Genomic DNA, 25,893 nt, shown 5'->3' on the forward strand with positions numbered 1-25,893 from the left:
TCAGACCGAATGGCGCTTGCGGTAGCCGTCGAGGAAGCGTGCGATCCGGTTGATCGAATCGGTCAGGTCGTCGAGGTTCGGCAGGAAGACCACGCGGAAGTGATCCGGCGCCGCCCAGTTGAAACCCGTCCCCTGCACGAGCAGCACGCGTTCCTCGAGCAACAGGTCGAGGATGAACTGCTGGTCGTTCTGGATAGGATAGAGCTTCGGATCGAGGCGCGGGAACATGTACAGCGCGGCCTGCGGCTTCACGCAGGTCACGCCGGGAATCGACGTGAGCATGTCATACGCGAGTTCGCGCTGCTTGTACAGGCGCCCGCTCGGCACGATCAGTTCCTTGATGCTCTGGTAGCCGCCGAGCGCGGTCTGGATCGCGAACTGCCCGGGCACGTTCGCGCACAGGCGCATCGACGACAGGATCCCGAGGCCTTCCAGGTAATCCTTCGCGCGCCGGCGGTTGTCGCCGCCGAGGCCCGACACGGCCATCCAGCCCGCGCGGTAGCCGCACGAGCGATAGCTCTTCGACAGGCTGTTGAACGTGACGGTGATCACGTCTTCCGACAGCGAGCCCAGCGCCGTGTGCTCGAGCCCGTCGTAGACGATCTTGTCGTAGACCTCGTCGGCGAACACGATCAGCCCGTGCTGGCGCGCGATCTCGAGCAGCTCGAGCAGCAATTCGTCGGAATAAAGCGCGCCGGTCGGGTTGTTCGGGTTGATCACGACGATCGCCTTGGTGTTCGGCGTGATCTTGCGGCGGATGTCGTCGGGGTCAGGCATCCATGCGTTCTGCTCGTCGCACACGTAGTGGACGGGCGTGCCGCCCGACAGGCTCACGGCGGCCGTCCACAGCGGGTAGTCGGGCGCCGGCAGCAGCACTTCGTCGCCGTCGTTCAGCAGCGCCTGGGTCGCCATCACGATCAGCTCGGACGCACCGTTGCCAATGTAGATGTCGTCGAGGCCGACGCCGACGACGCCCTTTTGCTGCGTGTAGTGCATCACGGCCTTGCGGGCCGAGAACACACCCTTCGAATCCGAATAGCCGGACGACGCCGGCAGGTTGCGGATCATGTCCTGGATGATCTCGTCCGGCGCGTCGAAACCGAACGGCGCGAGGTTGCCGATGTTCAGCTTGATGATGCGGTGGCCTTCTTCCTCGAGGCGCTTCGCGTGCTCGAGCACCGGGCCACGGATGTCGTAGCAGACGTTGAGCAGCTTGTTCGACTTCTGAATCGGTTTCACGACGACACGGTTCCTGGGTTGGCCTTGCGGCCGGGGGACGGGATCAAAACTGGAGAGCGGCCGGTCTGTGCGCGCTGTCTAGACTGGGGAAAAAAGCGGGCGGTCGGACGCGGCTTGTGGCGGCGCACGATGCAAGTGGCGCCCGGGGGCGACCAAAAAGTTATAATTTAGCGGATTTTGGCCGACTTTCGCAATGCACCATGGCCGCTGCGGGCCCGCGCCGTCAGGCGTCCCGCTTGCGCCGGCCGCGAAACCGGACGTCCGGGCCCGTGCGGCCCTTGCCAGACACCCCCTCCACGGAACCGCGGAATACCGATTTGAAACTGCACCAGGACACGAGCGGCGCGCTCAACACCGTCACCGGCTACGGCCCCGATTATGTCGACGTCAACCTCCAACGCCACGAGGGGAGCGTCATCGTGCTGCCCGGCGCACCGGTGCGGGACTGGCCCGTGTCGTCGTTCGACGCGCTCGCGCCCGAGCATTTCGCGATGCTGCTCGACCCGGCGCCCGAACTCGTGATCTTCGGCAGCGGCGCGCGACTGCGCTTCCCGCACCCGCGCCTCGTGGCCGCGCTGACGGCCAAGCGGATCGGCGTCGAGACGATGGATTTCCAGGCTGCCTGCCGCACCTACAACATCCTGATGGCCGAGGGCCGCAAAGTCGCCGCCGCGCTCTTAATTGAACGTTAATCCCCGATGCGGTAAAACTCGGGCCGGCACACCGGGTCGATCCCCGGATCATCACGCGGATCGGTAACCGGCAAGCCGGCCGCCCCCGGCGCAACCCGCCGGCGGCTCCTACAACAACCAACAGGCTGAAAATCCATGAACGATACGCCGTCGAGGCTACCGCTCAATCGCATCACGCTCGTCCTCCTGCTCGTCGCGCTCGCGATCGTCTGGTTCGCGCCGCTCGGGCTGCGCCACCTGATCCCGAGCGACGAAGGCCGCTACGCGGAGATGGCACGGGAAATGTTCGTCACCGGCGACTGGATCACGCCGCGCTACAACGGCTACAAGTACTTCGAGAAGCCGCCGCTGCAGACCTGGCTGAACGCGCTGACGTTCGCGTGGTTCGGCATCGGCGAATGGCAGGCGCGCCTCTACACGGCCCTCGCCAGCTTCGCCGGCGTGCTGCTGGTCGGCTTCACGGGCGCGCGCCTGTTCAACCCGCTGTCCGGCTTGCTTGCCGCCGTCGTGCTCGCATGCTCGCCGTACTGGAACCTGATGGGTCACTTCAACGCGCTCGACATGGGGCTCGCGTTCTGGATGACGCTGTCGCTCTGCTCGCTGCTGCTCGCGCAGCGGCCCGGACTGCAGGCGGGCGCGGTGCGCGGCTGGATGTGGGCGTGCTGGGCCGCGATGGCGTTCGCCGTGCTGTCCAAGGGCCTCGTCGGCCTGATCCTGCCCGGCGCCGTGCTGGTGCTCTATACGCTGATCGCCCGCGACTGGGCGCTGTGGAAGCGGCTGTATCTGGTGAGCGGCCTCGTGATCTTCTTCGCGATCGTCACGCCGTGGTTCGTGCTCGTCCAGCAGCGCAACCCCGAGTTCTTCAACTTCTTCTTCATCGTCCAGCAGTTCCGCCGGTACCTGACCCCGGAACAGAACCGCCCGGGCCCGCTCTACTATTTCGTGCCGGTGCTGCTGGTCGGCTTCCTACCGTGGCTGTCGGTCGCATGGCAGAGCCTCCGCCATGCGCTGCGCATGCCGCGCCAGCCGAACGGCTTCTCCCCGATGCTCGTGCTGCTGATCTGGAGCGCGTTCATCTTCCTGTTCTTCAGCGCATCGCATTCGAAGCTGATCTCGTACGTGCTGCCGGTCGCGCCGGCGCTCGCGCTGATGATCGGCGCGTACCTGCCGCTGATGAGCGCCGACCGGTTCCGCCGCCACCTGCTCGGCTACCTCGTGTTCATCGTCGTCGCGGCGTTCGGGATCATCTTCCTCGCGTACCTGGGCGACGCCCGCACGCCGAACGCGCTGTACCGCGCGTTCCAGATGTGGCTGTACGCGGGCCTCGCGGTCGCGGGTGCGCTGACGCTCGCGGCCGCCTGGCTGAACCGCCGCGTGGGCGTCGCGGCCGCGATCACCGCGTTCGGCGCCGCGTGGCTCGCGTTCGGCACGATCGGCGGCACCGGTCACGACGAATTCGGCCGCTACAGCTCGGGCGCGCTGCTCGCGCCCGCCGTGCGCGCCGAACTGGCGAAACTGCCGCCCGACACGCCGTTCTACTCGATCGAGATGCTCGATCACACGTTCCCGTTCTATATGGGCCACACGACGATCATGGTCCAGCGCCAGGACGAGCTCGCATTCGGGATCTCGGTCGAGCCGAACAAATGGATCCCGACCGTCGATCAATGGATCGAACGCTGGAAGCAGGAAACCCATGCGCTCGCGATCATGCCGCCCGGCCAGTACGACACGCTGGTCAAGCAAGGCGTGCCGATGCGCGTGATCGCGCGCGACAACCGCCGCGTGATCGTCGAGAAACCGCAATCGTAAGGACGCCCGCCGCATGAATCCCGTTTCGTTCGTCTGCATCATCACCGGCGTGATGCTCAACGCCTGTGCGCAACTTCTGCTGAAAGCCGGCGTCAACGCCGTTGGACACTTCGAATTCAGCCGTGCGAACATCCTCCCGGTCGGCCTGAAGATCGCGACCCAGCTGCCGATCATCGGCGGCCTCGGCTGCTATGTGCTGAGCGTCGTCGTCTGGATTCTCGGGCTGTCGCGGGTCGACGTGTCGATCGCGTACCCGATGCTGTCGCTCGGCTACGTGGTCAACGCGTTCGCCGCCTGGTACCTGTTCGGCGAGGTGCTGTCGGTCCAGCGACTCATCGGCATCGGCATCATCCTGATCGGCGTGCTCGTGCTCGCGCGCAGTTGAGCACGCCCGGCAGACCCGACGAGCATTAAGCGTCCGCCTACAAAAAATCACGGTACGAATCCCCCAACCGGTGTTTAATGCCGGTTTTGGGCCGGATCGCCCGACCCCTTTATTACACGCCATTACAGGCCAACGCGTTCATGAACCAGACTACTGCTCCGTTTCTGCCGTTCACCCGCCCCGAGATCGATGAGGAAACCATCCAGGGCGTCGTCGACGTGCTGCGCTCGGGCTGGATCACCACCGGCCCGCAGTGCCAGAAATTCGAAGCCGCGCTGTCCGAGTATTGCGGCGGCCGTCCGGTTCGCGCGTTCAATTCGGGCACCTGCACGCTCGAGATCGGCCTGCGCATCGCGGGCGTCGGCCCCGGCGACGAGGTGATCACGACGCCGGCGACGTGGGTGTCGACCAGCAACGTGATTCTCGAGACCGGCGCGACGCCTGTGTTCGCCGATATCGATCCCGTCACGCGCAACATCGATCTCGACAAGCTCGAGCAGGCGATCACGCCGCGCACGAAGGCGATCATCCCGGTCTACCTGGCCGGCCTGCCGGTCGACATGGACCGCCTGTACGCGATCGCACGCGCGCACAACCTGCGCGTGATCGAGGACGCCGCGCAGGCGCTCGGCTCGACGTGGAAAGGCAAGCGCATCGGCGCGCTCGGCGACATCGTGTCGTTCAGCTTCCATGCGAACAAGAACCTGACGACGATCGAAGGCGGCGCGCTCGTGCTGAACAGCGAGGACGAGGCGACGCTCGCGCAGAAGTACCGGCTGCAGGGCATCACGCGCACCGGTTTCGACGGGATGGACTGCGACGTGCTCGGCGGCAAGTACAACCTGACCGACGTCGCCGCGCGCGTCGGCCTCGGCCAGCTACCGCACATCGAGCGCTTCACCGCGCAGCGCCGCGCACTCGTGCGCGCGTATTTCGCCGCGCTCGACGGCGGCCCGGCCGTGAAGCTCGGGCTCGGCCTGCCCGTCGCCGATTTCGAGAACAGCAACTGGCACATGTTCCAGGTCACGCTGCCGCTCGAGCGGCTGTCGCTGTCGCGCGCCGATTTCATGGCGCAGATGAAGGAACGTGGCATCGGCACGGGCGTCCACTACCCGGCCATCCATCTTTTCACGCTGTATCGTGCGCGCGGCTTCAAGGAGGGCATGTTCCCCCACGCCGAACGATACGGCGCGTCGACCGTCACGCTGCCGCTCTTCACGCAGATGACGGAAGACGACGTGCGTCGCGTGGCCGACGCCATCAACCAGATTTGCGAACAATACGGAAAATAAGCGTACATGAGTCACCTTGAAGCACGCGCCGGGCATCCGGGCGCCGCGAACCCGGAAGTATCGATCATCATCCCCGTGTACAACGAGGAAGATGGCCTGGCTGCGCTGTACGCGCGGCTGTACCCGGCACTCGACGCACTCGGCACGTCGTACGAAGTGATCCTGATCAACGACGGCAGCCGCGACCGCTCGGCCGCGATGCTCGCGGACCAGTTCCACGTGCGCCCCGACACGACGCGCGTCGTGCTGCTCAACGGCAACTACGGCCAGCACATGGCGATCCTCGCCGGCTTCGCGCAGTCGCGCGGCGAGATCGTCATCACGCTCGACGCCGACCTGCAGAACCCGCCCGAGGAAATCGGCAAGCTGATCGAGAAGATGCGCGAGGGCTACGACTACGTCGGCTCGATCCGCAAGCAGCGTCAGGACAGCCTGTGGCGGCGCAAGGCGTCGCAGATGATGAACCGGCTGCGCGAGCGCATCACGCGGATCAAGATGACCGACCAGGGCTGCATGCTGCGCGCATACAGCCGCCGCATCATCGACACGATCAACGTGTGCGGCGAAGTCAACACGTTCATCCCCGCGCTCGCGTACACGTTCGCGCAGAACCCGACCGAAATCGAGGTCGCGCACGAGGAACGCTTCGCGGGCGAGTCGAAGTACTCGCTGTACAGCCTGATCCGGCTGAACTTCGACCTCGTGACGGGCTTCTCGGTCGTGCCGCTGCAGTGGCTGTCGTTCATCGGCGTGATCCTGTCGCTCGGCTCCGCCGCGCTGTTCGTGCTGCTGCTCGTGCGCCGCTTCATCGTCGGCGCGGAAGTGCAAGGCGTGTTCACGCTGTTCGCGATCACGTTCTTCCTGCTCGGCGTGATCATCTTCGCGCTCGGCCTGCTCGGCGAATACGTCGGCCGCATCTACCAGCAGGTGCGTGCACGGCCGCGCTACCTGATCCAGGCCGTGCTCGAACAGCACGACGGCATGCCGGCGGTGCCGGCCGGCACGAACCGCACGGGGGCCGTGCAATGAAGCCGCGCGCCGTCGTCTTCGCGTATCACAACGTCGGCGTGCGCTGCCTGCAGGTGCTGCTGGCACGCGGCGTCGACGTCGCGCTCGTCGTCACGCACGAGGACAACCCGAACGAGAACATCTGGTTCGGCAGCGTCGCATCCGTCGCCGCCGAGCACGGGATCCCGGTCGTCACGCCGGCCGACCCCGCCGATCCGGCACTGCGCCGCGCGGTATCCGACGCGCAGCCCGAGTTCATCTTCTCGTTCTACTACCGCCACATGCTGCCGGTGGACCTGCTCGCGATCGCGCCGCGCGGCGCGTACAACATGCACGGTTCGCTGCTGCCGAAATACCGGGGTCGGGTACCGACCAACTGGGCCGTGCTGAATGGCGAAACGGAAACCGGCGCGACGCTGCACGAGATGGCCGCGAAGCCCGACGCCGGTGCGATCATCGGCCAGACCGCGGTGCCGATCCTGCCGGACGACACAGCCACGCAGGTGTTCGACAAGGTGACGGTCGCCGCCGAGCAGACGCTCTGGCGCGTGCTGCCCGCGCTGCTCGCGGGCGATGCGCCGCATCTGCCGAACGAACTCGCGAGCGGCAGCTACTACGGCGGACGCAAGCCGGAAGACGGCCGCGTCGACTGGTCGAAGCCGGCCGCGCAGGTCTACAACCTGGTACGCGCGGTCGCGCCCCCGTATCCGGGTGCGTTCACCGACGTCGGCGGCACGCGTTTCGTGATCGCCCGCGCGCGCCTCGCGGCACCCGGCAGCGCGATCGCCGCCGCAGCAGCGGATTTGCCGCCCGGCCTGCACGTAAGCGATAATGCGCTATTCGGCGTTTGCGGCGACAGCCGCGCCCTATCCATTCTCGAGCTGTGGCAGCAGCGCGACGGCAGCGAAACCGTCGTGACGCCCGCGGAATTCGCGCAGTTCATTCATTCTCCCCGTCATTCATGAAAGCAAAAAAAGTCCTGATCCTGGGTGTGAACGGCTTCATCGGCCATCACCTGTCGAAGCGCATTCTTGAAACCACCGATTGGGAAGTGTTCGGCATGGACATGCAGACCGATCGTCTGGGCGACCTCGTCAACCACGAGCGGATGCATTTCTTCGAAGGCGACATCACGATCAACAAGGAGTGGGTCGAGTATCACGTGAAGAAGTGCGACGTGATCCTGCCGCTCGTGGCGATCGCGACGCCGGCCACGTACGTTCAGCAGCCGCTGCGCGTGTTCGAGCTCGACTTCGAGGCGAACCTGCCGATCGTGCGTTCGGCCGTCAAGTACGGCAAGCACCTCGTGTTCCCGTCGACCTCCGAGGTCTACGGCATGTGCTCGGACGAGCAGTTCGACCCGGACGCATCGGCGCTCACCTACGGCCCGATCAACAAGCCGCGCTGGATCTACGCGTGCTCGAAGCAGCTGATGGACCGCGTGATCTGGGGCTACGGGATGGAAGGCCTGAACTTCACGCTGTTCCGTCCGTTCAACTGGATCGGCCCGGGCCTCGACTCGATCTACACGCCGAAGGAAGGCAGCTCGCGCGTCGTCACGCAGTTCCTCGGCCACATCGTGCGCGGCGAGAACATCAGCCTCGTCGACGGCGGCTCGCAGAAGCGCGCGTTCACCGACATCGACGACGGCATCAGCGCGCTGATGAAGATCATCGAGAACAAGAACGGCATCGCGTCGGGCAAGATCTACAACATCGGGAATCCGAAGAATAACTTCTCGGTTCGCGAACTCGCGCACAAGATGCTCGAACTGGCCGCCGAATACCCGGAATACGCCGGCTCCGCGAAGCAGGTGCAGCTCGTCGAAACGACGTCGGGCGCCTACTACGGCAACGGCTACCAGGACGTGCAGAACCGCGTGCCGAAGATCGACAACACGATGCAGGAGCTCGCCTGGGCGCCGCAATCGACGTTCGACGACGCGCTGCGCAAGATCTTCGAAGCGTATCGCGGCCATGTCGCCGACGCGCGTGCGCTGGTCGAGCAGCAGAACTGACGGGACGCTCGCTTGGCTCGTATCGTCCTCAAGATCGACGTCGACACGCTGCGCGGCACGCGCGAAGGTGTGCCGAACCTTGCGCGCATCTTCGACCGCTTCAGCGCGCGCGCGACCTTCCTCTTCAGCCTCGGGCCCGATCATACGGGCTGGGCGCTGCGGCGCGTGTTCCGCCCCGGCTTCCTGAAGAAGGTGTCGCGCACGTCGGTGGTCGAGCATTACGGCGTGAAGCAGCTGATGTACGGCGTGCTGCTTCCGGGCCCCGACATCGGCCGCCGCGCGATCGCCGACATGCGCGCGATCCACGAGGCCGGCTTCGAATGCGGGATCCATACGTGGGATCACGTGTATTGGCAGGACAACGTGCGCGTGCGCGATCGCGACTGGACCGCGCGTGAAATGCAGAAGAGCCACGCGCGCTTCGTCGACGTCTTCGGCGCACCGCCCGTCACGCACGGCGCCGCCGGCTGGCAGATGAACGACGCGGCGTTCGAACAGATCGACGCATGGGGGATGCGCTACGCATCCGACGGTCGCGGCCATTCGCCGTACTTGCCCGTGGTCGGCGGCCGCACGCTGTCGCACGTGCAGATGCCGACCACGCTGCCGACGCTCGACGAAGTGCTCGGCATCGACGGCATCGACACGCACAACGTCGCCGCGCATATCCTGAAGTTCACGGACACCAATCCGCACGACCAGGTGTTCACGCTGCATGCGGAACTGGAAGGCCAGAAGCTCGCGCCGGTGTTCGAGCAGTTGCTCGCGGGCTGGCGTGCACAGGGCCATACGTTCGCGACGATGGGCGATTACCACGCGACGCTGGACCGCGACTCGCTGCCATCGTACCCTGTCACGTGGGGCGAGATTCCCGGCCGCTCCGGCGAACTGATCGTCCAGCCCGACTGAGTTCGCGCGCGTCGGCGCCGCCTGCCCCGCCCTTGCGGCGGGCCGCCGCGACGCCCCGCCGAACCGCGCCGCCCGAGCGGCGCCTTTCCATAACAACAGGAGAAACACGTGTCCGTCGAAGTTGACCGTCAAGTTCCCGATTTCACCGCACCGGCAACGGGCGGCGACATTTCGCTGTCCGACCTGAAGGGCAAGAAGCTCGTCCTGTACTTCTATCCGAAGGACAACACGCCGGGCTGCACGACCGAAGGCCTGCAGTTCCGCGATCTCTATCCGAAGTTCAAGAAGGCCGGCGCCGAAGTCATCGGCGTGTCGCGCGACAGCCTGCGCTCGCATGACAATTTCAAGGCAAAGCTCGAACTGCCGTTCCCGCTGATTTCCGACGCCGACGAAGCGCTGTGCGCGCTGTTCGATGTCATCAAGATGAAGAAGATGTATGGCAAGGAAGTGCGCGGAATCGAGCGTTCGACGTTCCTGATCGACGCCGACGGCATGCTTCGCCAGGCATGGCGCGGCATCAAGGTGCCCGGTCATGTGGACGACGTGCTAAGTGCTGTACAAGCGCTTTGAGGCGCGTTATATTGGGCCGCAATGAATGCCAGTTCGCCCCATATTTCTCGTAGCTGCGCCGGTGCCCGTTGCGATGCTTCCCGGCACCTGACGCGCATCACGACGGTATCAGCCGAGCCGCATGTCCCTGTCGACGGGGCAGCGGCTTTTTTTATGGACTGCGCGCCGGCTCTCGGTCCGGCCCCTCACCCCGTCAAGGAGCTGATCGACACTTAGGCGAACCGGCTAGACGAAATTCCTGTGCGCCACCGCGCGCAAACTGCATGCGTTTTTCACGTCACGCAGGATGCGATCAGCGGCGCACGCCATGCGACACGATTCCTCCCGAGGGACACCATGCCTTTGCCTACTGCCCCCAGCAAGCTCGGCAGCCTGCTGCCGCCCGATGAATACAAGGCGAAAGCGCGGCCCGCGAAAGCCGCGAAGAAATCCGCCGAAGGGGACGCATCCACAGCCGGTGACTTTGGCCCGGCCAGCGTGGCCCAACCGATGACCGAAGCCGCGAATACGGCCGCGCCGCTGCGCGCCGTCGCGTCGGCGCAAGAAGCCGCGAGCACACCCGCACGCGGCCGCAAGACCAAGCAGACCGCAGCGCTGCTGCAGCCGATGCAGGCGCCGGCCGAAGCGGCACCCGCCGCACCGGTCGTGGCGCGTCACGACAAGCCCGCCGCCGGGAAGCCAGCCGCGGCACCCGCACGCGATGCCGGTGCCGCACCGAAGTCGCGCAGCCGCAAGCCTGCCGAAGCCGAACTGCAGAAGCTGTTCGTACTCGACACCAACGTGCTGATGCACGACCCGAGCAGCCTCTTCCGCTTCGAGGAACACGACGTCTATCTGCCGATGATGACGCTCGAGGAACTCGACAACCACAAGAAGGGGATGTCCGAAGTCGCACGCAACGCGCGCCAGGTGAGCCGCACGCTCGACGCACTGGTCGCCGACGGCGGCCCGATCTCGGCAGGCATTCCGCTGTCGCGCCTCGGCAGCCGCGAGGCGCTCGGCCGCCTGTACTTCCAGACGAAGCTCACGGACATCGCGCCGGTCGAGGGCCTGCCGGAAGGCAAGGCCGACAACCAGATCCTCGGCGTCGTGCGCGCGCTGCAGCGCGACCGGCCGGACCGCCAGGTCGTGCTGGTGTCGAAAGACATCAACATGCGGATCAAGGCGCATGCGCTCGGCCTGCCCGCCGAAGACTACTTCAACGACCAGGTACTCGAGGACAAGGACCTCCTGTATTCCGGCGTGCGCGAACTGCCGCAGGACTTCTGGACCAAGCACGCGAAGGGCATGGAGAGCTGGCAGGACACGAAGACGGGCACCACGTACTACCGCGTGACCGGCCCGCTCGTCGCGTCGATGCTCGTCAACGAGTTCGTCTATCTCGAGCCGCAGAACGGTGAACCGACGTTCCATGCGATCGTCCGCGAGCTGAACGGCAAGACGGCGCTGCTGCAGACGCTGCGCGACTACAGCCACCACAAGAACAACGTGTGGGGCATCACCGCGCGCAACCGCGAGCAGAACTTCGCGCTGAACCTGCTGATGAACCCCGAGATCGACTTCGTCACGCTGCTTGGCCAGGCCGGCACCGGCAAGACGCTCGTCGCGCTCGCGGCCGGCCTCGCGCAGGTGCTCGACGACAAACGCTACAACGAGATCATCGTGACGCGCGCGACCGTGCCCGTCGGCGAGGACATCGGTTTCCTGCCCGGTACCGAGGAAGAGAAGATGCAGCCGTGGATGGGTGCATTCGACGACAACCTCGAAGTGCTGCAGAAGACCGACGACGCAGCCGGCGAATGGGGCCGTGCGGCGACACAGGAGTTGATCCGCTCACGCCTGAAGGTGAAGAGCATGAACTTCATGCGCGGCCGCACGTTTGTCGACAAGTACCTGATCATCGATGAAGCGCAGAACCTGACGCCGAAACAGATGAAGACGCTCGTGACGCGTGCGGGCCCCGGCACGAAGATCGTGTGCCTCGGCAACATCGCGCAGATCGACACGCCTTACCTGACCGAAGGCAGCTCGGGCCTGACCTATGTCGTCGACCGGTTCAAGGGCTGGGGTCACAGCGGCCACGTCACGCTCGCGCGCGGCGAACGCTCGCGGCTCGCCGACTACGCGTCGGACATCCTGTAACGCGCGACCGGCTGCCCGCCGGCCTTCGACGCCATGCGGCGCTCCGTTTCCGGAGCGCCGTTTTTATTTTTGGGGTCGGAATTGTTGGTCATACCTCGTTACGCAACAGACTCACTTACGCGCGAAACTTCAAGTAAATTCTCAGGAATGGTTGCCTAAGCCCCGCCGGAACGTCTACCATCGGGTCTGTCTGTTGTCATACGATTTGCGCGCGCCGCGCTCGTCCGCCTTGTCATGCTTCGAATCTGGGTTCCCGTCGCCGTCGTTTCACTGCTCTCGGCCTGCTCCAGCGTGCCGCCGCAGTCGACCTCGCGCACCTCCGGCATGAAGATCACGACGCCGCGCGCATTCCCGGCGCCCGCCAATTTCCCGAAATTCGTCGACCACAGCGTGGGCCAGGAAGAAATCTCGATCCAGGCCATGAGCCTCGTCGGCGTGCCGTACCGCTGGGGCGGCAACACGCCGACGAGCGGCTTCGACTGCAGCGGCCTGGTGCGCTACGTGATCGGCCGCGCGGCCGACGTGAACCTGCCGCGCACGACCGCCGACATGAGCAGCCGCGGCGTGTCGATCGACCCCGACCAGATCGCGCCGGGCGACCTGATCTTCTTCAATACGACCGGACGCCCACATTCGCACGTCGGCATCTATGTCGGCAAGCTGCGCTTCGTCAACGCGCCGTCGACCGGCGGCACCGTGCGGCTCGACTACCTGACGAACCCGTATTGGGCCAAGCGCTTCGACGGCATTCGCCGCGTCGCGCCGCCGCGCGGCACGCCGACGCCGTTCGATGCGCCTACCTACGAGGCACGGCGCGACGCGCCGGCGGCCGCAGTCGTCGCTGCCGCAGCGCCGAGGCAGCCTGCCTATGTGTCGTCGCAAGCCGGCGCGACCGCGTCACCGGCTCCAGTCGTGCAAGCGGCACCGGTCGTATCGACCGCGGCGGTCGCCCCGGCAGCCGCCGCACCCGCCGATCCGTACGAACCGCCGCCGCCGCGCGTGCTGGCAGCCCAGCAGCAGGCGACTTCCGCGCATGACGACATGACCGCCATGACGGCGAACGCAGCCCCGACAGAAACCGGCACGCAGATTCCGACAACGGCACTGACAGCCGCCCAGGCTGCCGCGTTCGACGCGGAACCGCCGCCCGCGGCCGCCACGTCGCCGCGCACCATCGAGCCCGTGCAGGTACTGCGTGCGTCGACGCAATCCGCACCCGTCAGCCCGCGCACCGCCACCGCGGACGATCCGATCGCCCGCTTCGCGAACGGCAGTTACTGACGCGGCTCGTCCCCGGCGGCGGCCCCGCCATTCGCCGCCCCTTTCCCGACCGCCAAAGAAAATGCGCCGCAACCTTTCGGTTTGCGGCGCATGTCGTGTCGATCCGGCAGCGGCGGAATCAGAAGATCTGATGCCCGAGCCACCAGCCGCCGGCCGCGAACAGCGCGGACGCCGGCAGCGTCAGCACCCACGCCCACACGATGTTGCCAGCGACGCCCCAACGCACGGCCGACAGCTTCTGCGTCGCGCCGACGCCGACAATCGCACCCGTGATCGTGTGCGTGGTCGAGACCGGAATGCCGAGGAACGATGCGAGGAACAGCGTCATCGCGCCGCCGGTTTCCGCACAGAAACCGCCGACCGGCTTGAGCTTCGTGATCTTCTGGCCCATCGTGCGCACGATGCGCCAGCCGCCGAACAGCGTGCCGAGGCCCATCGACAGGTAGCACGCGCCGATCACCCACGCGGGCGGCGCATCGGACGTCGCCGACGCATAGCCCGACGCGATCAGCAGCATCCAGATCATGCCGATCGTCTTCTGCGCATCGTTGCCGCCGTGGCCCAGGCTGTACAGGCCGGCCGACAGCAGCTGGAGCCGCCGGAAACGCCGGTCGACCTTGCTGGGTGCGGTACGGAAATACAGCCACGACACGCCGAGCATGAACAGCGAGCCGAGGATGAAGCCGAGCAGCGGCGAGATGAAGATGAACGCGACGGTCTTCATCAGGCCGTCGATGTTCAGCGAGCTCCAGCCCGACTTCGCGATCGCCGAGCCGACGAGGCCGCCGATCAGCGCATGCGACGAGCTCGACGGAATCCCGTAGTACCACGTGATCACGTTCCAGCCGATCGCACCGACCAGCGCGCCGAACACGACATAGTGATCGACGATCTCGGGATCGATCGTTCCTTTACCGACGGTTTGCGCGACTTTCAGGTGGAAGATGAAATACGCGATGACGTTGAACGCGGCCGCGAACACCACGGCCTGCTGGGGCTTCAGTACCCCGGTCGACACGACGGTGGCGATCGAGTTCGCCGCGTCGTGGAAGCCGTTCATGAAGTCGAATACGAGCGCGACGAGCACCAGCGTCGCGACCATCCATAGGGCGAGTTGTATCGAATGCATCGTGGTCCGCTCAGGCGTTTTCCAGCACGATGCCTTCGATGATGTTCGCGACGTCCTCGCACTTGTCGGTGATCTCTTCGAGCAGTTCGTAGATCGCCTTCAGCTTGATGAGCGTCTTCACGTCGTCTTCCTCGCGGAACAGCTTCGACATCGCCGCGCGCAGCACGCGATCGGCCTCCGACTCCCAGCGGTCGATCTCCTCGCACTGCTTGAGGATCTGCGCCGACTGCTTCATGTCGGACAGCAATCCGACGGCCTGCTGCACGTGTTGTGCCGACTGCGTGACGATGTGCGCGAGCTGGCTCGCCTCGGACGTGACGGACTGCACGTCGTACAGCGACACGGCCGTCGCGACGTCTTCCATCAGGTCGAGGATGTCGTCCATCGTCGTGATCAGCTTGTGGATCTCGTCGCGATCGAGCGGCGTGATGAAGGTCTTGTGCAGCAGATCGATCGCTTCATGCGTCAGCTTGTCAGCGGCCTTCTCGGCGGTCTGCACGTTTTGCTTGTGAATCTCGGCGTCGGCGAGATTGTCGATCAGCAGTTCGAGCTCGCGGCCACCGGAAACGATGTGCTTCGCGTGCGCGTTGAAGAGTTCAAAGAACTTGCCCTCGGTGGGCATGAATCGACCGAACATGGGATTCCTGAGAGATTGTCAAACGACTGTCACGAAAACGGGCGATATTGTACCGTTTTCGGTTGCGACGCGACGCGCGCATATGCGCACGCCGGGATTGGATACAACGCTTGGCGAAATAAGAGTTTACATCTGGCGAAGAAGTGTTATTCGCCGTAGAAGGTCTGCGCCCCTGCAAAGTTGTCGAACTTCGTGTATTGACCCAGGAACGTGAGCCGAACAGGTCCGATCGGGCCGTTACGCTGCTTGCCGATGATGATTTCGGCGGTGCCCTTGTCCGGGCTGTCCGGGTTGTAGACCTCGTCACGATAGATGAACAGGATCACGTCCGCGTCCTGTTCGATTGCGCCCGATTCACGCAGGTCGGACATCACCGGACGCTTGTTCGGACGCTGCTCCAGCCCGCGGTTCAGCTGCGACAACGCGATCACCGGCACGTCCAGTTCCTTTGCCAGACTCTTCAGCGATCGCGAGATTTCCGAGATTTCGGTCGCACGGTTCTCGCCCTGCGACGAACCCGACATCAGCTGCAGGTAGTCGACGATGATCAGGCCCAGCTTGCCGCACTGGCGTGCCAGACGCCGCGCGCGCGAGCGCAATTCCATCGGGTTCAGGCCACCCGTCTCGTCGATGAAGAGCTGCGCCTCGCTCATTTTCTGCACCGCGTGCGTCAGCTTCGGCCAGTCCTCGTCCGTCAGCCGGCCGGTACGCATCCGATGCTGGTCGAGCCGACCGATCGAGCCGAGCATACGCATCACGAGCTGGGTGCCCGGCATTTCCATCGAGAACACCGCCACCGGCAGCCCGTACTCGACCGCGACGTATTCGCCGATGTTCATCGAGAACGCCGTCTTACCCATCGACGGACGCCCTGCGACGATGATCAGTTCGCCGCCGTGCATCCCGGACGTCATCCGGTCGAGGTCGACGAAGCCCGTCGGCGTGCCCGTGACGTCACTCGGGTTCGCGGTGTGATACAGCGTGTCGATCCGCTCGACGACTTGCGTGAGCAGCGGACCGATCTCGAGGAAGCCCTGGTTGCCGCGCGCGCCCTCTTCGGCAATCGAGAACACCTTCGACTCGGCCTCGTCGAGCAGTTGGCGAACTTCCTTGCCCTGCGGATTGAATGCGTCGGCCGAGATTTCGTCGGCGACCGACACGAGCCGGCGCAGCACCGCACGGTCGCGCACGATTTCCGCATAGCGGCGGATGTTCGCGGCGCTCGGCGTGTTCTGCGCGAGTGCGTTCAGGTAGGCGAGCCCGCCGACGTCGTCGGCCTTGCCGGACGTGGTCAGCGCTTCGTACACGGTCACGACGTCAGCCGGGCGCGTCGACGCGATCAGCCGGCCGATGTGCTCGTAGATGATCCGGTGGTCGTAGCGATAGAAGTCGCCCTGCGACAGGAAGTCGGCAATCCGGTCCCATGCCGCGTTGTCGAGCAACAGGCCTCCGAGCACCGACTGCTCGGCTTCGACCGAATGCGGCGGGACTTTCAGCGATTCGATTTGGGGATCTTGCGGCGCGTTCATGGGTTGGGATTATCGCGAATAGATCGCAGCAGCGCTACCGCTCCGACGATCGGGCAATAAAAAAGGCAGGCCCCGGTTGCCCGGGCGCCTGCCCTTGTCCGGACGGCGGAAGCCGCCCGGAAAGCTTGCGTACGCTTACGCGTGGTCGCCGATCACGTTGACCGTGACGTCGACGACGACGTCCGTGTGCAGCGCGACCTGAACGACGTGCTCGCCGATCATCTTCAGCGGGCCTTCCGGCATGCGAACTTGCAGCTTCTCGACTTCGAAACCTGCCTTCTTCAGCAGTTCCGCGACGTCGCCGTTCGTGACCGAGCCGAACAGACGGCCGTCGACGCCCGACTTCTGCGTGATTTCGAACGACTGGCCGTTCAGCTTCTCGCCGACTGCCTGCGATGCCGCCAGCTTTTCAGCGGCGATCTTTTCGAGTTCAGCGCGGCGAACTTCGAATTCGGCGATCGCTTCCTTCGTTGCACGGCGAGCCTTGCGGTTCGGGATCAGGAAGTTGCGAGCGTAACCGTCCTTGACCTTGACGATATCGCCGAGGTTGCCCAGATTGGCGACTTTTTCCAACAGAATGATTTGCATTCGAATTCTCCTTATTGCGTCGCCTGATTACGCCTTGTGCTGATCGGTGTACGGCAGCAGCGCGAGGAAACGCGCACGCTTGATTGCCGTATCCAGCTGACGCTGATAGTGCGCCTTCGTACCCGTCAGACGAGCCGGCGTGATCTTGCCGTTTTCGCCGATGAAGTCCTTCAGCGTTTCCGTGTCCTTGTAGTCGATCTGCTCGACGCCGGCAGCCGTGAAACGGCAGAACTTCTTGCGCTTGAAGAGCGGGTTTTGTTGCTGACGACGCTTGTCGAATTTCTTACCAGTCGGGCGGGCCATGATTTCAGTCCTTTCCTATGTCCTGCAATGCAGTGATGTGAAACACCAAGGTTCTCGCGTTGCGGCTCTTCTTTGCCAGGAAGCCCGTGAACAGCGTTTCAACGCCCATTTCACGACGCTCCAGCTTGCCGCTCGCCTCACCGGCCGCCACCGCCTCGATCGTCATTTCGACCTGACGGGGAATGCCTGCTTCGACGACTTCCGTGCGGTGATGCAACGTGGCGCTTGCGATCGGAACTCCCGCCGGCGTATATCGCACCGGTGCGCGTTCGACGACGCTCGCCGTCAATTGCAACCTGTTCACGTGAGTGACGCGCTCCTTGATGGCTTAATGAGTGACGAACTTAAGCCTGCGCTTCGGTCGGCTGAGCTGCAGCCGCCTTCTTGGCTTCTTCGCGCTGAACTTCCTTCATCATCGGCGACGGGCCGGTCTCGGCCTTCTTCATCTTGACGATGAGGTGCCGCAGCACGGCGTCGTTGAACTTGAACGCGTGTTCGAGTTCGTCGAGCGTCGTCTGGTCGCACTCGATGTTCATGCAGACGTAGTGAGCCTTCGCGAGTTTCTCGATCATGTAGGCCAGCTGGCGACGGCCCCAGTCTTCGACACGGTGGATCTGGCCGCCGTGCGTCGTGATCGTGGTCTTGTAACGCTCGATCATCGCGGGCACTTGCTCGCTTTGATCGGGGTGCACGATGAATACGATTTCGTAATGACGCATTACACACTCCTTGTGGATTAAAGCCACCCGGGCGTCTGAACCGGTGTGGCAAGTGAGAAGCCGAAGATTTTAACCCGGATACAGGGTGCATGCAACACCGATCGACGATTTCCGACCGGATTCGGCCATGTTTTCAACGACTTGAATGGCGCCGACGGCTGAAACGGCCGTCGGCGCGCCCGCTCAGGAATCGGGGGCGGAGCATCGCGCAGGGAGCTACGGGCCGGCAACGCGGCCTGCCGTCACTCGCTGCGCGCCCCGCCCAGCCGCGCGTCGAGCGCCGTCCGGAACGCGGCCAGCGCCGACGGCTCGGCGTCGGTCACGGCCCACCACGTCATCCCGGCCGCGTCCCAGCGGTCGAGCGCGTAGCCCTGCGACACGGTCGCGTACGGCGCGGTTTCCCGCCCACCGGCCGGCCGAACATACACGTCGATCACGTGCTGCCGGTATCGGTAGACGAGCACCGCGACGCGGCGACGCCCGACGTAATCGAGCCGGCCGCCCGCGAGCGGGAAGCCGCTCGCCGACAGGTCCTCGACCGGCGGCGCATAGTCGAGCCGGCCGTTGAACCACGGCTTGACCGTATGCCGGTCGGTCGAGATCACGTCGATGTCGCGCGCCGACAGGCCGGCGCGCACGTGGCTCGCGACCAGTTCGTCGACCGTCTGGCCGGTTTCCGCGTGGCGGGCGGACAGCGCCATCCCGGCCCCCGCCGCGAGCGCGACCATCAGCGCCACGCCCCAGCCAAGCCCGGGCAGCGCCGGGACACGCGGCCCCGGCCCGGCAGGCACCGGGCGAGCCGATACGCCGCGGCCGGCCGGCCATAAGAACCAGCGGCGGCCGTTCGGTCGAGGCCGCGGCCGCGGCCGCGCCGTCGCATCGGGCTCCGGTTCCGGGCGGGCTTGTCTGCCCTCCCTCTTGCCGCCTGCCGCCGGCAGCGCCGCGAGGATGCTCGCCCGCAGCGCATCGGGCGCGCGGTGATAGTCGGCCTGCCGCACGGCCCGCCCCAGCGCGACGATCCGCTCGCGTTCGCGGCGGCACGCGTCGCACCCTTCGACATGCCGCTGGACGCGCAACGCATCGGGCGCCGACAGCTCGCGGTCGACGTCCGCGTCCAGCAACGCTCGCGCTTCGTTACAGTCCATCGATCGCCTCCGATGCGGTTCCGCTTGCCGACGCACGTCCCGGCGCGGGTTCGGACGCCGGCGCCTGCGTGCCGCCCAGCAGCACGGCGAGCCGACGCCGGCCGCGCGCAAGCCGCGACATCACGGTGCCGACCGGCACGTCGGCGATCGCCGCGATCTCGCGGTAACTCAAATCCTCCATCTCGCGCAGCACCAGCACCTCGCGATATTCGGGCGGCAGCTTCGCGAGCGCCGCGTTCACCAGTCGCACGCTCTCGCCGCGCAGCAGGTGCGCGAGCGGATCCTCCGTCGCCGGCTGCCAGTCGTCGGGCACCTCCGTGTCGTCGAGCGTGTCGGGCAATGCGACCTCGTGCGCGTGGGTGCGGCGGCGCCACTCCGTGTACCAGGTGTGGCGCACGATCGTCAGCAGCCACGGCCGCGCGTTGTCGCCGCGGCACGAGTCGACGAAGCGCAGCGCGCGCATGCACGCGTCCTGCACGACGTCGTCCGCATCGCCCGCGTTGCCGCTCAGCCAGCGCGCGAGGTTGTACGCGGCGTCGAGATGCGGCAGCACGAGCGCGCGAAACCGCTCGCCGCGCGCGACCGCGTCGTCCTCTGCCCGTTCGTCGACCGCCTGTCCGGCTTGCCCCACATCGCCTCCCTGGTCCCGGCGGCCGAAACCGCGCCCGTTCCGCGCCCGGCGCCCGGACAGACCGGCAGCGTGCGCACTCGATGACTTTACCGCCGCTGCGTCGAGTTTATTCCCGCGCGAAGCCGATGTTGCGCAAAAAAATGCCGGGACGTTCCGCACCGGTTACGGCGTGCTGCTCCAGTAGCCGGGGCGCGCATACGCTTCGCGCAGGTAGTCGATGAAGTAGCGCACGCGCGCGGGCACGTAGCGCTGCTGCGGGTAGACCGCGAGGATGTCGTAGTCCGGCAGCGCATATTCGTCGAGTACCGTCTCGAGTTCGCCCGTTTCGAGCTGCGCGGCGATTTCCCAGGTCGAACGCCAGCCGAGCCCGAGGCTTTCCGCCACCCAGCGATGCAGCAGCTCGCCGTCGTTGCAGTCGAGATTACCGGCCACCCGCATCGTCACGATCTTGCCGTGGCGCTGGAAATACCAGCCGCGGTTCTGGCCGCCCTGCAGGTTGAACGCGAGACAGTTGTGCCTGAGCAGGTCGTCGAGCGACTTCGGCCGGCCGTGGCGGCGGAAATAGTCGGGCGTGCCGCACACGACGCGCCGGTTCGACGCGAGCTTCACCGCGACGAAGTTCGGGTCGACCGAGCCGCCGATCCGGATCGACAGGTCGTAGCCTTCGCGCACCAGATCGACGACACGATCGGTCAGGTTGAACGACAGCTGCATTTCCGGCTTGTCGACGAGGAAACCGGGCGCGTGCGGCGCGACGTGCTTGCGGCCGAACGCGGCCGGCGCGGACACGATCAGGTGCCCGCTGACCGCGCGCCGGCCGGCGGCCAGTTCGTTCTCGGCCTGGTCCCATTCGGACAGCAGCCCGCGACAGCGCTCGAGGAACGCGGCGCCCTCCTCGCTGACCACCAGCCGCCGCGTCGAGCGGTACATCAGCTTCACGCCGAGGCGCTTCTCCAGCGCGTCGATGCGCCGCCCGAGCACCACCGGCGACACGCCCTCCTCGAGCGCGGCCGCCGCAAGGCTGCCCGCATCCGCGACCCGCACGAACGTCTCGATCTGCTTGAAACGATCCATCTCCCGTCTCCGTCCCGTCTCCGACACCGGAGGGAAGCCCCGTCCGGCCGTCATTCCATACTTTTAGTTTCGAAATAAGCGACTTCGGCTGATCTTATCAAACCTTTCCTGCGTCCCTAAAGTGTTTCCCAACAGACCGATTCGCAAGATCCGCACATTCAAGGAGACATTCATGGCCAAGATGAGAGCCGTCGACGCAGCCGTACTCGTACTCGAGAAGGAAGGCATCCAGACCGCGTTCGGCGTGCCGGGCGCAGCAATCAACCCGTTCTATTCCGCGATGCGCAAGTCGGGCGGCATCAGCCACGTGCTGGCCCGCCACGTCGAGGGCGCGTCGCACATGGCCGAAGGCTTCACGCGTGCCGCACCAGGCAACATCGGCGTGTGCATCGGCACGTCGGGCCCCGCCGGCACCGACATGATCACCGGCCTGTACTCCGCATCGGCCGACTCGATTCCGATTCTCGCGATCACGGGCCAGGCACCGCGTGCGCGACTGTACAAGGAAGACTTCCAGGCGGTCGACATCGAGTCGATCGCGAAGCCCGTCACCAAGTGGGCCGTCACCGTGCGCGAGCCGGCGCTGGTGCCGCGCGTGTTCCAGCAGGCGTTCCACCTGATGCGCTCGGGCCGTCCGGGCCCGGTGCTGGTCGACCTGCCGATCGACGTGCAGCTCGCCGAAATCGAATTCGACATCGACACGTACGAACCGCTGCCGGTCTACAAGCCCGCGGCGACCCGCGCGCAGATCGAGAAGGCGCTCGCGATGCTCAACGACGCGGACAAGCCGCTGATCGTGTCGGGCGGCGGCGTGCTCAACGCGGCGGCCGAAGACCTGCTCGTCCAGTTCGCCGAAACGATCGGCGTGCCGGTGATCCCGACGCTGATGTCGTGGGGCGCGATTCCGGACGACCATCCGCTGATGGCCGGCATGGTCGGCCTGCAGACGTCGCACCGCTACGGCAACGCGACGATGCTCGCGTCCGACTTCGTGCTCGGCATCGGCAACCGCTGGGCGAACCGCCACACGGGCAGCGTCGAGGTCTACACGAAGGGTCGCAAGTTCGTGCACGTCGACATCGAGCCGACCCAGATCGGCCGCGTATTCGGCCCGGATCTCGGCATCGTGTCCGACGCGAAGGCCGCACTCGAGCTGTTCGTCGCGGTCGCGCAGGAATGGAAGGCCGCCGGCAAGCTGAAGGACCGCGGCGCATGGGTGTCCGAGTGCCAGGCGCGCAAGCGGACGCTGCAGCGCAAGACCCACTTCGACAACGTGCCGGTCAAGCCGCAGCGCGTGTACGAAGAGATGAACAAGGTGTTCGGCCGCGATACGTGCTACGTCAGCACGATCGGCCTGTCGCAGATCGCCGCCGCACAGTTCCTGCACGTGTTCAAGGCACGCAACTGGATCAACTGCGGCCAGGCCGGCCCGCTCGGCTGGACGATCCCCGCCGCGCTCGGCGTGCGTGCGGCCGACCCGCGCCGTCCGATCGTCGCGCTGTCCGGCGACTACGACTTCCAGTTCATGATCGAGGAACTGGCCGCCGGCGCGCAATTCAAGCTGCCGTACGTGCACGTCGTCGTGAACAACTCGTACCTCGGGCTGATCCGCCAGGCCCAGCGCGCGTTCGACATGGACTACTGCGTGCAGCTCGCGTTCGACAACGTCAACGCACCGGAGCTGAACGGCTATGGCGTCGATCACGTGGCGGTGGCCGAAGGCCTCGGCTGCAAGGCGCTGCGCGTGTTCAAGCCGGAAGAGATCGCGCCGGCGCTGAAGCAGGCGCAAGCGCTCGCGGAAGAGTTCAGCGTGCCGGTGGTCGTCGAAGTGATCCTCGAGCGCGTGACGAACATCTCGATGGGCACCGAAATCGACGCAATCAACGAGTTCGAGGAACTCGCCGAAAAGGCCGAGCACGCGCCGACCGCGATCTCGCTGCTCGACTGATCCGCACGACATTTTTTGACTGACCGACCGAAGAGGCTTAGCTCATGCCGAAGTTTGCTGCAAACCTGACCATGCTGTTCAACGAAGTGCCGTTCCTCGATCGCTTCAAGGCGGCCGCGGACGCGGGCTTCGACGCCGTCGAGTTCCTGTTCCCGTACCCGTACGCGAAAGAGGAACTCGCCGAGCGGCTCGAGACGCACCGCCTGCGCCTCGTGCTGCACAACCTGCCCGCCGGCAACTGGGACCAGGGCGAGCGCGGCATCGCGTGCCTGCCCGATCGCGTCGGCGAGTTCCAGGAAGGTGTCGGTCGTGCGATCGAGTACGCGAAGGCGCTGAAGGTGCCGCAGCTGAACTGCCTCGTCGGCATCCCGTCGGCGAGCACGGCGCGCGACAAGACCTTCGTCACGATCGTCGACAACCTGCGCTTCGCCGCCGACGCATTGAAGCGCGAAGGCATCCGCCTGCTGGTCGAGCCGTGCAACAGCTTCGACATCCCGGGCTTTGCGCTGAACCGCTCGTCCGAAGGGCTCGACGTGATCCGCGCGGTCGGCTCGGACAACCTGTTCCTGCAGTACGACATCTATCACATGCAGCGCATGGAAGGCGAACTGGCCGCGACGATCGAACGCAATCTCGCATCGATCGGCCACGTCCAGCTCGCGGACAACCCGGGCCGCAACGAGCCGGGCACGGGCGAGATCAACTACGCGTTCCTGTTCGCGCTGCTCGACCGGCTCGGCTATGCCGGCTACGTCGGCTGCGAATACAAGCCCCGCACCACCACGACGGAAGGGCTCGGCTGGCTGCAAGACGTCGCCGGCTGCGCACCGGGCTCGGCGCGTCGCGCCGCCTGAGATCCGCCCTTCCCGCATACGCCCCTACAAGGAGACTTTCACATGGCAACCATCGGTTTCATCGGCCTCGGCATCATGGGCGCGCACATGGCGCGCAACCTGCTCAAGGGCGATCATCAGCTCGTCGTGAACGGTGCGTTTCCGATCCCGGACGACCTGCGCGCGAGCGCGAAGGTCGTCGTGAACTCGACCGAAGTCGCGCAGAACGCCGACATCATCATCTCGATGGTGCCGGACACGCCCGACGTGCGTAACGTGCTGTTCGCCGACGACGGTGTCGCGAAGGGCCTGACGGCCGGCAAGCTCGTGATCGACATGAGCTCGATCTCGCCGCTCGACACGCAGGAATTCGCGAAGCAGATCAACGCGCTCGGCTGCGACTACCTCGACGCGCCGGTGTCCGGCGGCGAAGTCGGTGCCCGTGAAGCGACGCTGACGATCATGGTCGGCGGCCCGGAGAAGGCCTTCGAGCGCGCGAAGCCGCTGTTCGAGAAGATGGGCAAGAACATCACGCTCGTCGGCGACAACGGTGCGGGCCAGACCTGCAAGGTCGCAAACCAGATCATCGTCGCGCTGAACATCGAAGCGGTCGGCGAAGCGCTGCTGTTCGCCGCACGCTCGGGCGCCGATCCGGAGCGCGTGCGCCAGGCGCTGATGGGCGGCTTCGCCGCCTCGCGAATCCTCGAAGTGCACGGCGTGCGCATGACGAAGCGCACGTTCGATCCGGGCTTCCGCATCGAATTGCACCAGAAGGACCTGAATCTCGCGCTCGACGGCGCACGCAAGCTCGGCCTCGCGCTGCCGCACACGGCGAGCGCGCAGCAGTTGTTCAGCGTGTGCGCATCGCACGGCGGCAAGGCATGGGATCACTCGGCACTCGTGCGTGCGCTCGAGATCATGTCGAACTTCGAGATCGGCCAGACGCCGTCCGCGTAACGCGGACGCAACGGCGCGCGTTTCGCTGCAACGGCGAACGCGCGCGACGAACACACGCGATCCGGTCATCGCCGGTCGCATCGATGCGCGACGATGCGCGCATCACGGTGGGGCGCCCCGCCGCGTATCGCTGAAACGCGTGCGCGACGGGGCGAAAAACGCCGCTCTGGGCTGAGAGCGGCGTGGTGGGGTCCGCAGCGGCACCCGGCGGCGCCGGGGAAGCCTTGGTCGGTCAGACGTCGTCGTCGGGTGTCCGCCTGTCGGATTTCGCGCATAACATTTCTTTACGTTCACGCATGCGATTTTTCATGCAATCGTCGCGATGAACGCCTACACTTTCGCCACGCCTTTCGAGAAATCCGCCGCGCTTGCGCTCACTCCGGTGACCGCGCCCAGCGCGGTGTTTTTTTCGCCACTTCACGGCGCGTTTTCTTTTCAACCACCTAGGGAGTGCAGCGATGGGTCTTCTTTCGTTTATTAAAGAGGCGGGTGAAAAACTGCTGGGTCACGCCGATGCGCAGGCAGCGGAAGATCCGAATGCCGCGAACCAGACCGCGGCCGATGCGATCAAGAACTACATCAGCACGCAAGGTCTCGACACGTCGAACCTGACCGTCGCGTTCGACGGCGCATCGCGCACCGTCACGCTGTCGGGCAGCGTCGCCGACCTCGACACGAAGGCGAAGGTCAAGGTCGCGGCCGGCAACGTGCAAGGCGTCGCGGGCGTCAACGACGACGATCTGCAGCCGGACGATCCGGAAATTCAGTACCACGACGTCCAGCCGGGCGACACGCTGTCGGCGATCGCCAAGGAAGTGTACGGCGACGCGAACAAGTACCCGGCGATCTTCGAGGCGAACAAGCCGATGCTTTCGAGCCCGGACCGGATCTATCCGGGCCAGAAGCTCGTGATTCCGCCGCAGTCCTGAGCATTCGCGCAGCACTGATGCAAAAAAGGCAGGCCATCGGCCTGCCTTTTTTCATGCGCGTGACCCGTCCTGAAATAGGTTGACACTTTTTCGCTGAAACGAAGAGGTGCCAAGTGGAGCAAGA

26 protein-coding genes and 1 pseudogene are annotated in these 25,893 nt (G+C 65.5%); 15 read left to right on the top strand and 12 right to left on the bottom strand.

Annotated elements, in window-relative coordinates; all coding sequences use genetic code 11:
* Nucleotides 1-1,239, bottom strand: coding sequence for a pyridoxal phosphate-dependent aminotransferase (locus DIE23_RS24495; RefSeq protein ID WP_124614494.1), 1,239 nt, complete (start codon nt 1,237-1,239; stop codon nt 1-3).
* A 317-nt stretch (nt 1,240-1,556) separates the two neighbouring features.
* On the opposite strand from DIE23_RS24495, the gene DIE23_RS24500 reads away from it, so the two are divergent.
* The 9 genes from DIE23_RS24500 to DIE23_RS24540 all read left to right on the top strand — a co-directional run bounded on the left by DIE23_RS24500 (nt 1,557) and on the right by DIE23_RS24540 (nt 9,924).
* On the top strand, nt 1,557-1,931 hold the full coding sequence (locus DIE23_RS24500) for an Mth938-like domain-containing protein (RefSeq protein ID WP_006754746.1): 375 nt from the start codon (nt 1,557-1,559) through the stop codon (nt 1,929-1,931).
* 135 nt (nt 1,932-2,066) lie between these two features.
* Nucleotides 2,067-3,743, top strand: a complete 1,677-nt coding sequence (locus tag DIE23_RS24505; RefSeq protein ID WP_124614495.1) for a glycosyltransferase family 39 protein — start codon at nt 2,067-2,069, stop codon at nt 3,741-3,743.
* A gap of 13 nt (nt 3,744-3,756) precedes the next feature.
* Nucleotides 3,757-4,128, top strand: coding sequence for an SMR family transporter (locus DIE23_RS24510; RefSeq protein WP_124614496.1), 372 nt, complete (start codon nt 3,757-3,759; stop codon nt 4,126-4,128).
* Nucleotides 4,129-4,268: 140 nt separating this feature from the next.
* Nucleotides 4,269-5,420 carry a DegT/DnrJ/EryC1/StrS aminotransferase family protein gene (locus DIE23_RS24515; protein ID WP_124614497.1) on the top strand — a complete coding sequence of 384 codons (1,152 nt, stop codon included), beginning with the start codon at nt 4,269-4,271 and terminating at the stop codon, nt 5,418-5,420.
* Nucleotides 5,421-5,426: 6 nt separating this feature from the next.
* Nucleotides 5,427-6,449: a glycosyltransferase gene (locus tag DIE23_RS24520; protein ID WP_124614498.1), complete on the top strand. Its 1,023-nt coding sequence runs from the start codon at nt 5,427-5,429 to the stop codon at nt 6,447-6,449.
* Nucleotides 6,446-7,393 carry a formyltransferase gene (locus tag DIE23_RS24525; RefSeq protein ID WP_124614499.1) on the top strand — a complete coding sequence of 316 codons (948 nt, stop codon included), beginning with the start codon at nt 6,446-6,448 and terminating at the stop codon, nt 7,391-7,393. The genes DIE23_RS24520 and DIE23_RS24525 overlap by 4 nt, the downstream gene beginning before the upstream one ends.
* The gene (locus DIE23_RS24530; RefSeq protein ID WP_059680085.1) at nt 7,390-8,445 is read left to right on the top strand and encodes a bifunctional UDP-4-keto-pentose/UDP-xylose synthase; all 1,056 of its coding nucleotides are present in this window, start codon (nt 7,390-7,392) and stop codon (nt 8,443-8,445) included. Before DIE23_RS24525 ends, DIE23_RS24530 begins: the two co-directional genes overlap by 4 nt.
* 12 nt (nt 8,446-8,457) lie before the next feature.
* Entirely contained in the window at nt 8,458-9,354 is an 897-nt protein-coding gene (locus DIE23_RS24535) for a polysaccharide deacetylase family protein (RefSeq protein WP_124614500.1), read from the top strand.
* Nucleotides 9,355-9,462: 108 nt separating this feature from the next.
* Nucleotides 9,463-9,924, top strand: coding sequence for a peroxiredoxin (locus DIE23_RS24540; RefSeq protein ID WP_124614501.1), 462 nt, complete (start codon nt 9,463-9,465; stop codon nt 9,922-9,924).
* Nucleotides 9,925-10,117: 193 nt separating this feature from the next.
* Here DIE23_RS24540 and DIE23_RS40750 read toward each other — a convergent pair.
* Nucleotides 10,118-10,311: pseudogene (locus DIE23_RS40750) on the bottom strand (hypothetical protein).
* Between DIE23_RS40750 and DIE23_RS24550 the strand changes: the two are divergent.
* Both DIE23_RS24550 and DIE23_RS24555 read left to right on the top strand, forming a co-directional pair.
* On the top strand, nt 10,261-12,066 hold the full coding sequence (locus DIE23_RS24550; RefSeq protein ID WP_124614502.1) for a PhoH family protein: 1,806 nt from the start codon (nt 10,261-10,263) through the stop codon (nt 12,064-12,066). The pseudogene DIE23_RS40750 and the gene DIE23_RS24550 overlap by 51 nt on opposite strands.
* A gap of 234 nt (nt 12,067-12,300) precedes the next feature.
* Nucleotides 12,301-13,347 (top strand): C40 family peptidase, encoded by a 1,047-nt coding sequence (locus tag DIE23_RS24555; protein WP_124614503.1) that lies wholly within the window; start codon nt 12,301-12,303, stop codon nt 13,345-13,347.
* A gap of 118 nt (nt 13,348-13,465) precedes the next feature.
* Here DIE23_RS24555 and DIE23_RS24560 read toward each other — a convergent pair whose 3' ends face one another.
* The 10 genes from DIE23_RS24560 to DIE23_RS24605 form a co-directional block, all read right to left on the bottom strand.
* Nucleotides 13,466-14,476: an inorganic phosphate transporter gene (locus tag DIE23_RS24560; protein ID WP_124614504.1), complete on the bottom strand. Its 1,011-nt coding sequence runs from the start codon at nt 14,474-14,476 to the stop codon at nt 13,466-13,468.
* Between the two features lie 10 nt (nt 14,477-14,486).
* A complete protein-coding gene (locus tag DIE23_RS24565) occupies nt 14,487-15,113 on the bottom strand; it encodes a DUF47 domain-containing protein (protein ID WP_044847234.1) in 627 nt (208 codons plus the stop codon).
* A 146-nt stretch (nt 15,114-15,259) separates the two neighbouring features.
* Nucleotides 15,260-16,642, bottom strand: coding sequence for a replicative DNA helicase (locus DIE23_RS24570; RefSeq protein ID WP_006486249.1), 1,383 nt, complete (start codon nt 16,640-16,642; stop codon nt 15,260-15,262).
* A gap of 135 nt (nt 16,643-16,777) precedes the next feature.
* Nucleotides 16,778-17,230, bottom strand: coding sequence for a 50S ribosomal protein L9 (gene rplI, locus DIE23_RS24575; RefSeq protein ID WP_124614505.1), 453 nt, complete (start codon nt 17,228-17,230; stop codon nt 16,778-16,780).
* Between the two features lie 27 nt (nt 17,231-17,257).
* Complete coding sequence (gene rpsR, locus DIE23_RS24580; protein ID WP_004193360.1) at nt 17,258-17,533, bottom strand: 30S ribosomal protein S18; 276 nt, start codon at nt 17,531-17,533, stop codon at nt 17,258-17,260.
* Nucleotides 17,534-17,537: 4 nt separating this feature from the next.
* Nucleotides 17,538-17,837, bottom strand: a complete 300-nt coding sequence (priB, locus tag DIE23_RS24585; protein ID WP_031399239.1) for a primosomal replication protein N — start codon at nt 17,835-17,837, stop codon at nt 17,538-17,540.
* A gap of 40 nt (nt 17,838-17,877) precedes the next feature.
* A complete protein-coding gene (gene rpsF / locus DIE23_RS24590; RefSeq protein WP_006755436.1) occupies nt 17,878-18,252 on the bottom strand; it encodes a 30S ribosomal protein S6 in 375 nt (124 codons plus the stop codon).
* 242 nt (nt 18,253-18,494) lie between these two features.
* A complete protein-coding gene (locus tag DIE23_RS24595) occupies nt 18,495-19,397 on the bottom strand; it encodes an anti-sigma factor (RefSeq protein WP_124614506.1) in 903 nt (300 codons plus the stop codon).
* Entirely contained in the window at nt 19,387-20,028 is a 642-nt protein-coding gene (locus DIE23_RS24600) for an RNA polymerase sigma factor (protein WP_124614507.1), read from the bottom strand. Before DIE23_RS24600 ends, DIE23_RS24595 begins: the two co-directional genes overlap by 11 nt.
* 162 nt (nt 20,029-20,190) lie before the next feature.
* Complete coding sequence (locus DIE23_RS24605) at nt 20,191-21,102, bottom strand: LysR family transcriptional regulator (protein ID WP_124614508.1); 912 nt, start codon at nt 21,100-21,102, stop codon at nt 20,191-20,193.
* 172 nt (nt 21,103-21,274) lie between these two features.
* Here DIE23_RS24605 and gcl point away from each other — a divergent pair, with 172 nt between their 5' ends.
* The 4 genes from gcl (at nt 21,275) to lysM (ending at nt 25,769) form a co-directional block, all read left to right on the top strand.
* Nucleotides 21,275-23,050, top strand: a complete 1,776-nt coding sequence (gene gcl, locus DIE23_RS24610; RefSeq protein WP_124614509.1) for a glyoxylate carboligase — start codon at nt 21,275-21,277, stop codon at nt 23,048-23,050.
* Between the two features lie 44 nt (nt 23,051-23,094).
* Nucleotides 23,095-23,904, top strand: coding sequence for a hydroxypyruvate isomerase (gene hyi / locus DIE23_RS24615; RefSeq protein WP_124614510.1), 810 nt, complete (start codon nt 23,095-23,097; stop codon nt 23,902-23,904).
* 42 nt (nt 23,905-23,946) lie between these two features.
* Complete coding sequence (locus DIE23_RS24620; protein ID WP_124614511.1) at nt 23,947-24,840, top strand: 2-hydroxy-3-oxopropionate reductase; 894 nt, start codon at nt 23,947-23,949, stop codon at nt 24,838-24,840.
* 458 nt (nt 24,841-25,298) lie between these two features.
* A complete protein-coding gene (gene lysM / locus DIE23_RS24630; protein ID WP_124614512.1) occupies nt 25,299-25,769 on the top strand; it encodes a peptidoglycan-binding protein LysM in 471 nt (156 codons plus the stop codon).
* The last annotated feature ends 124 nt before the right edge of the window (nt 25,770-25,893 follow it).

The sequence above is a fragment of the Burkholderia sp. Bp9143 genome (genome assembly GCF_003853645.1).
Classification (GTDB): Bacteria; Pseudomonadota; Gammaproteobacteria; order Burkholderiales; family Burkholderiaceae; genus Burkholderia.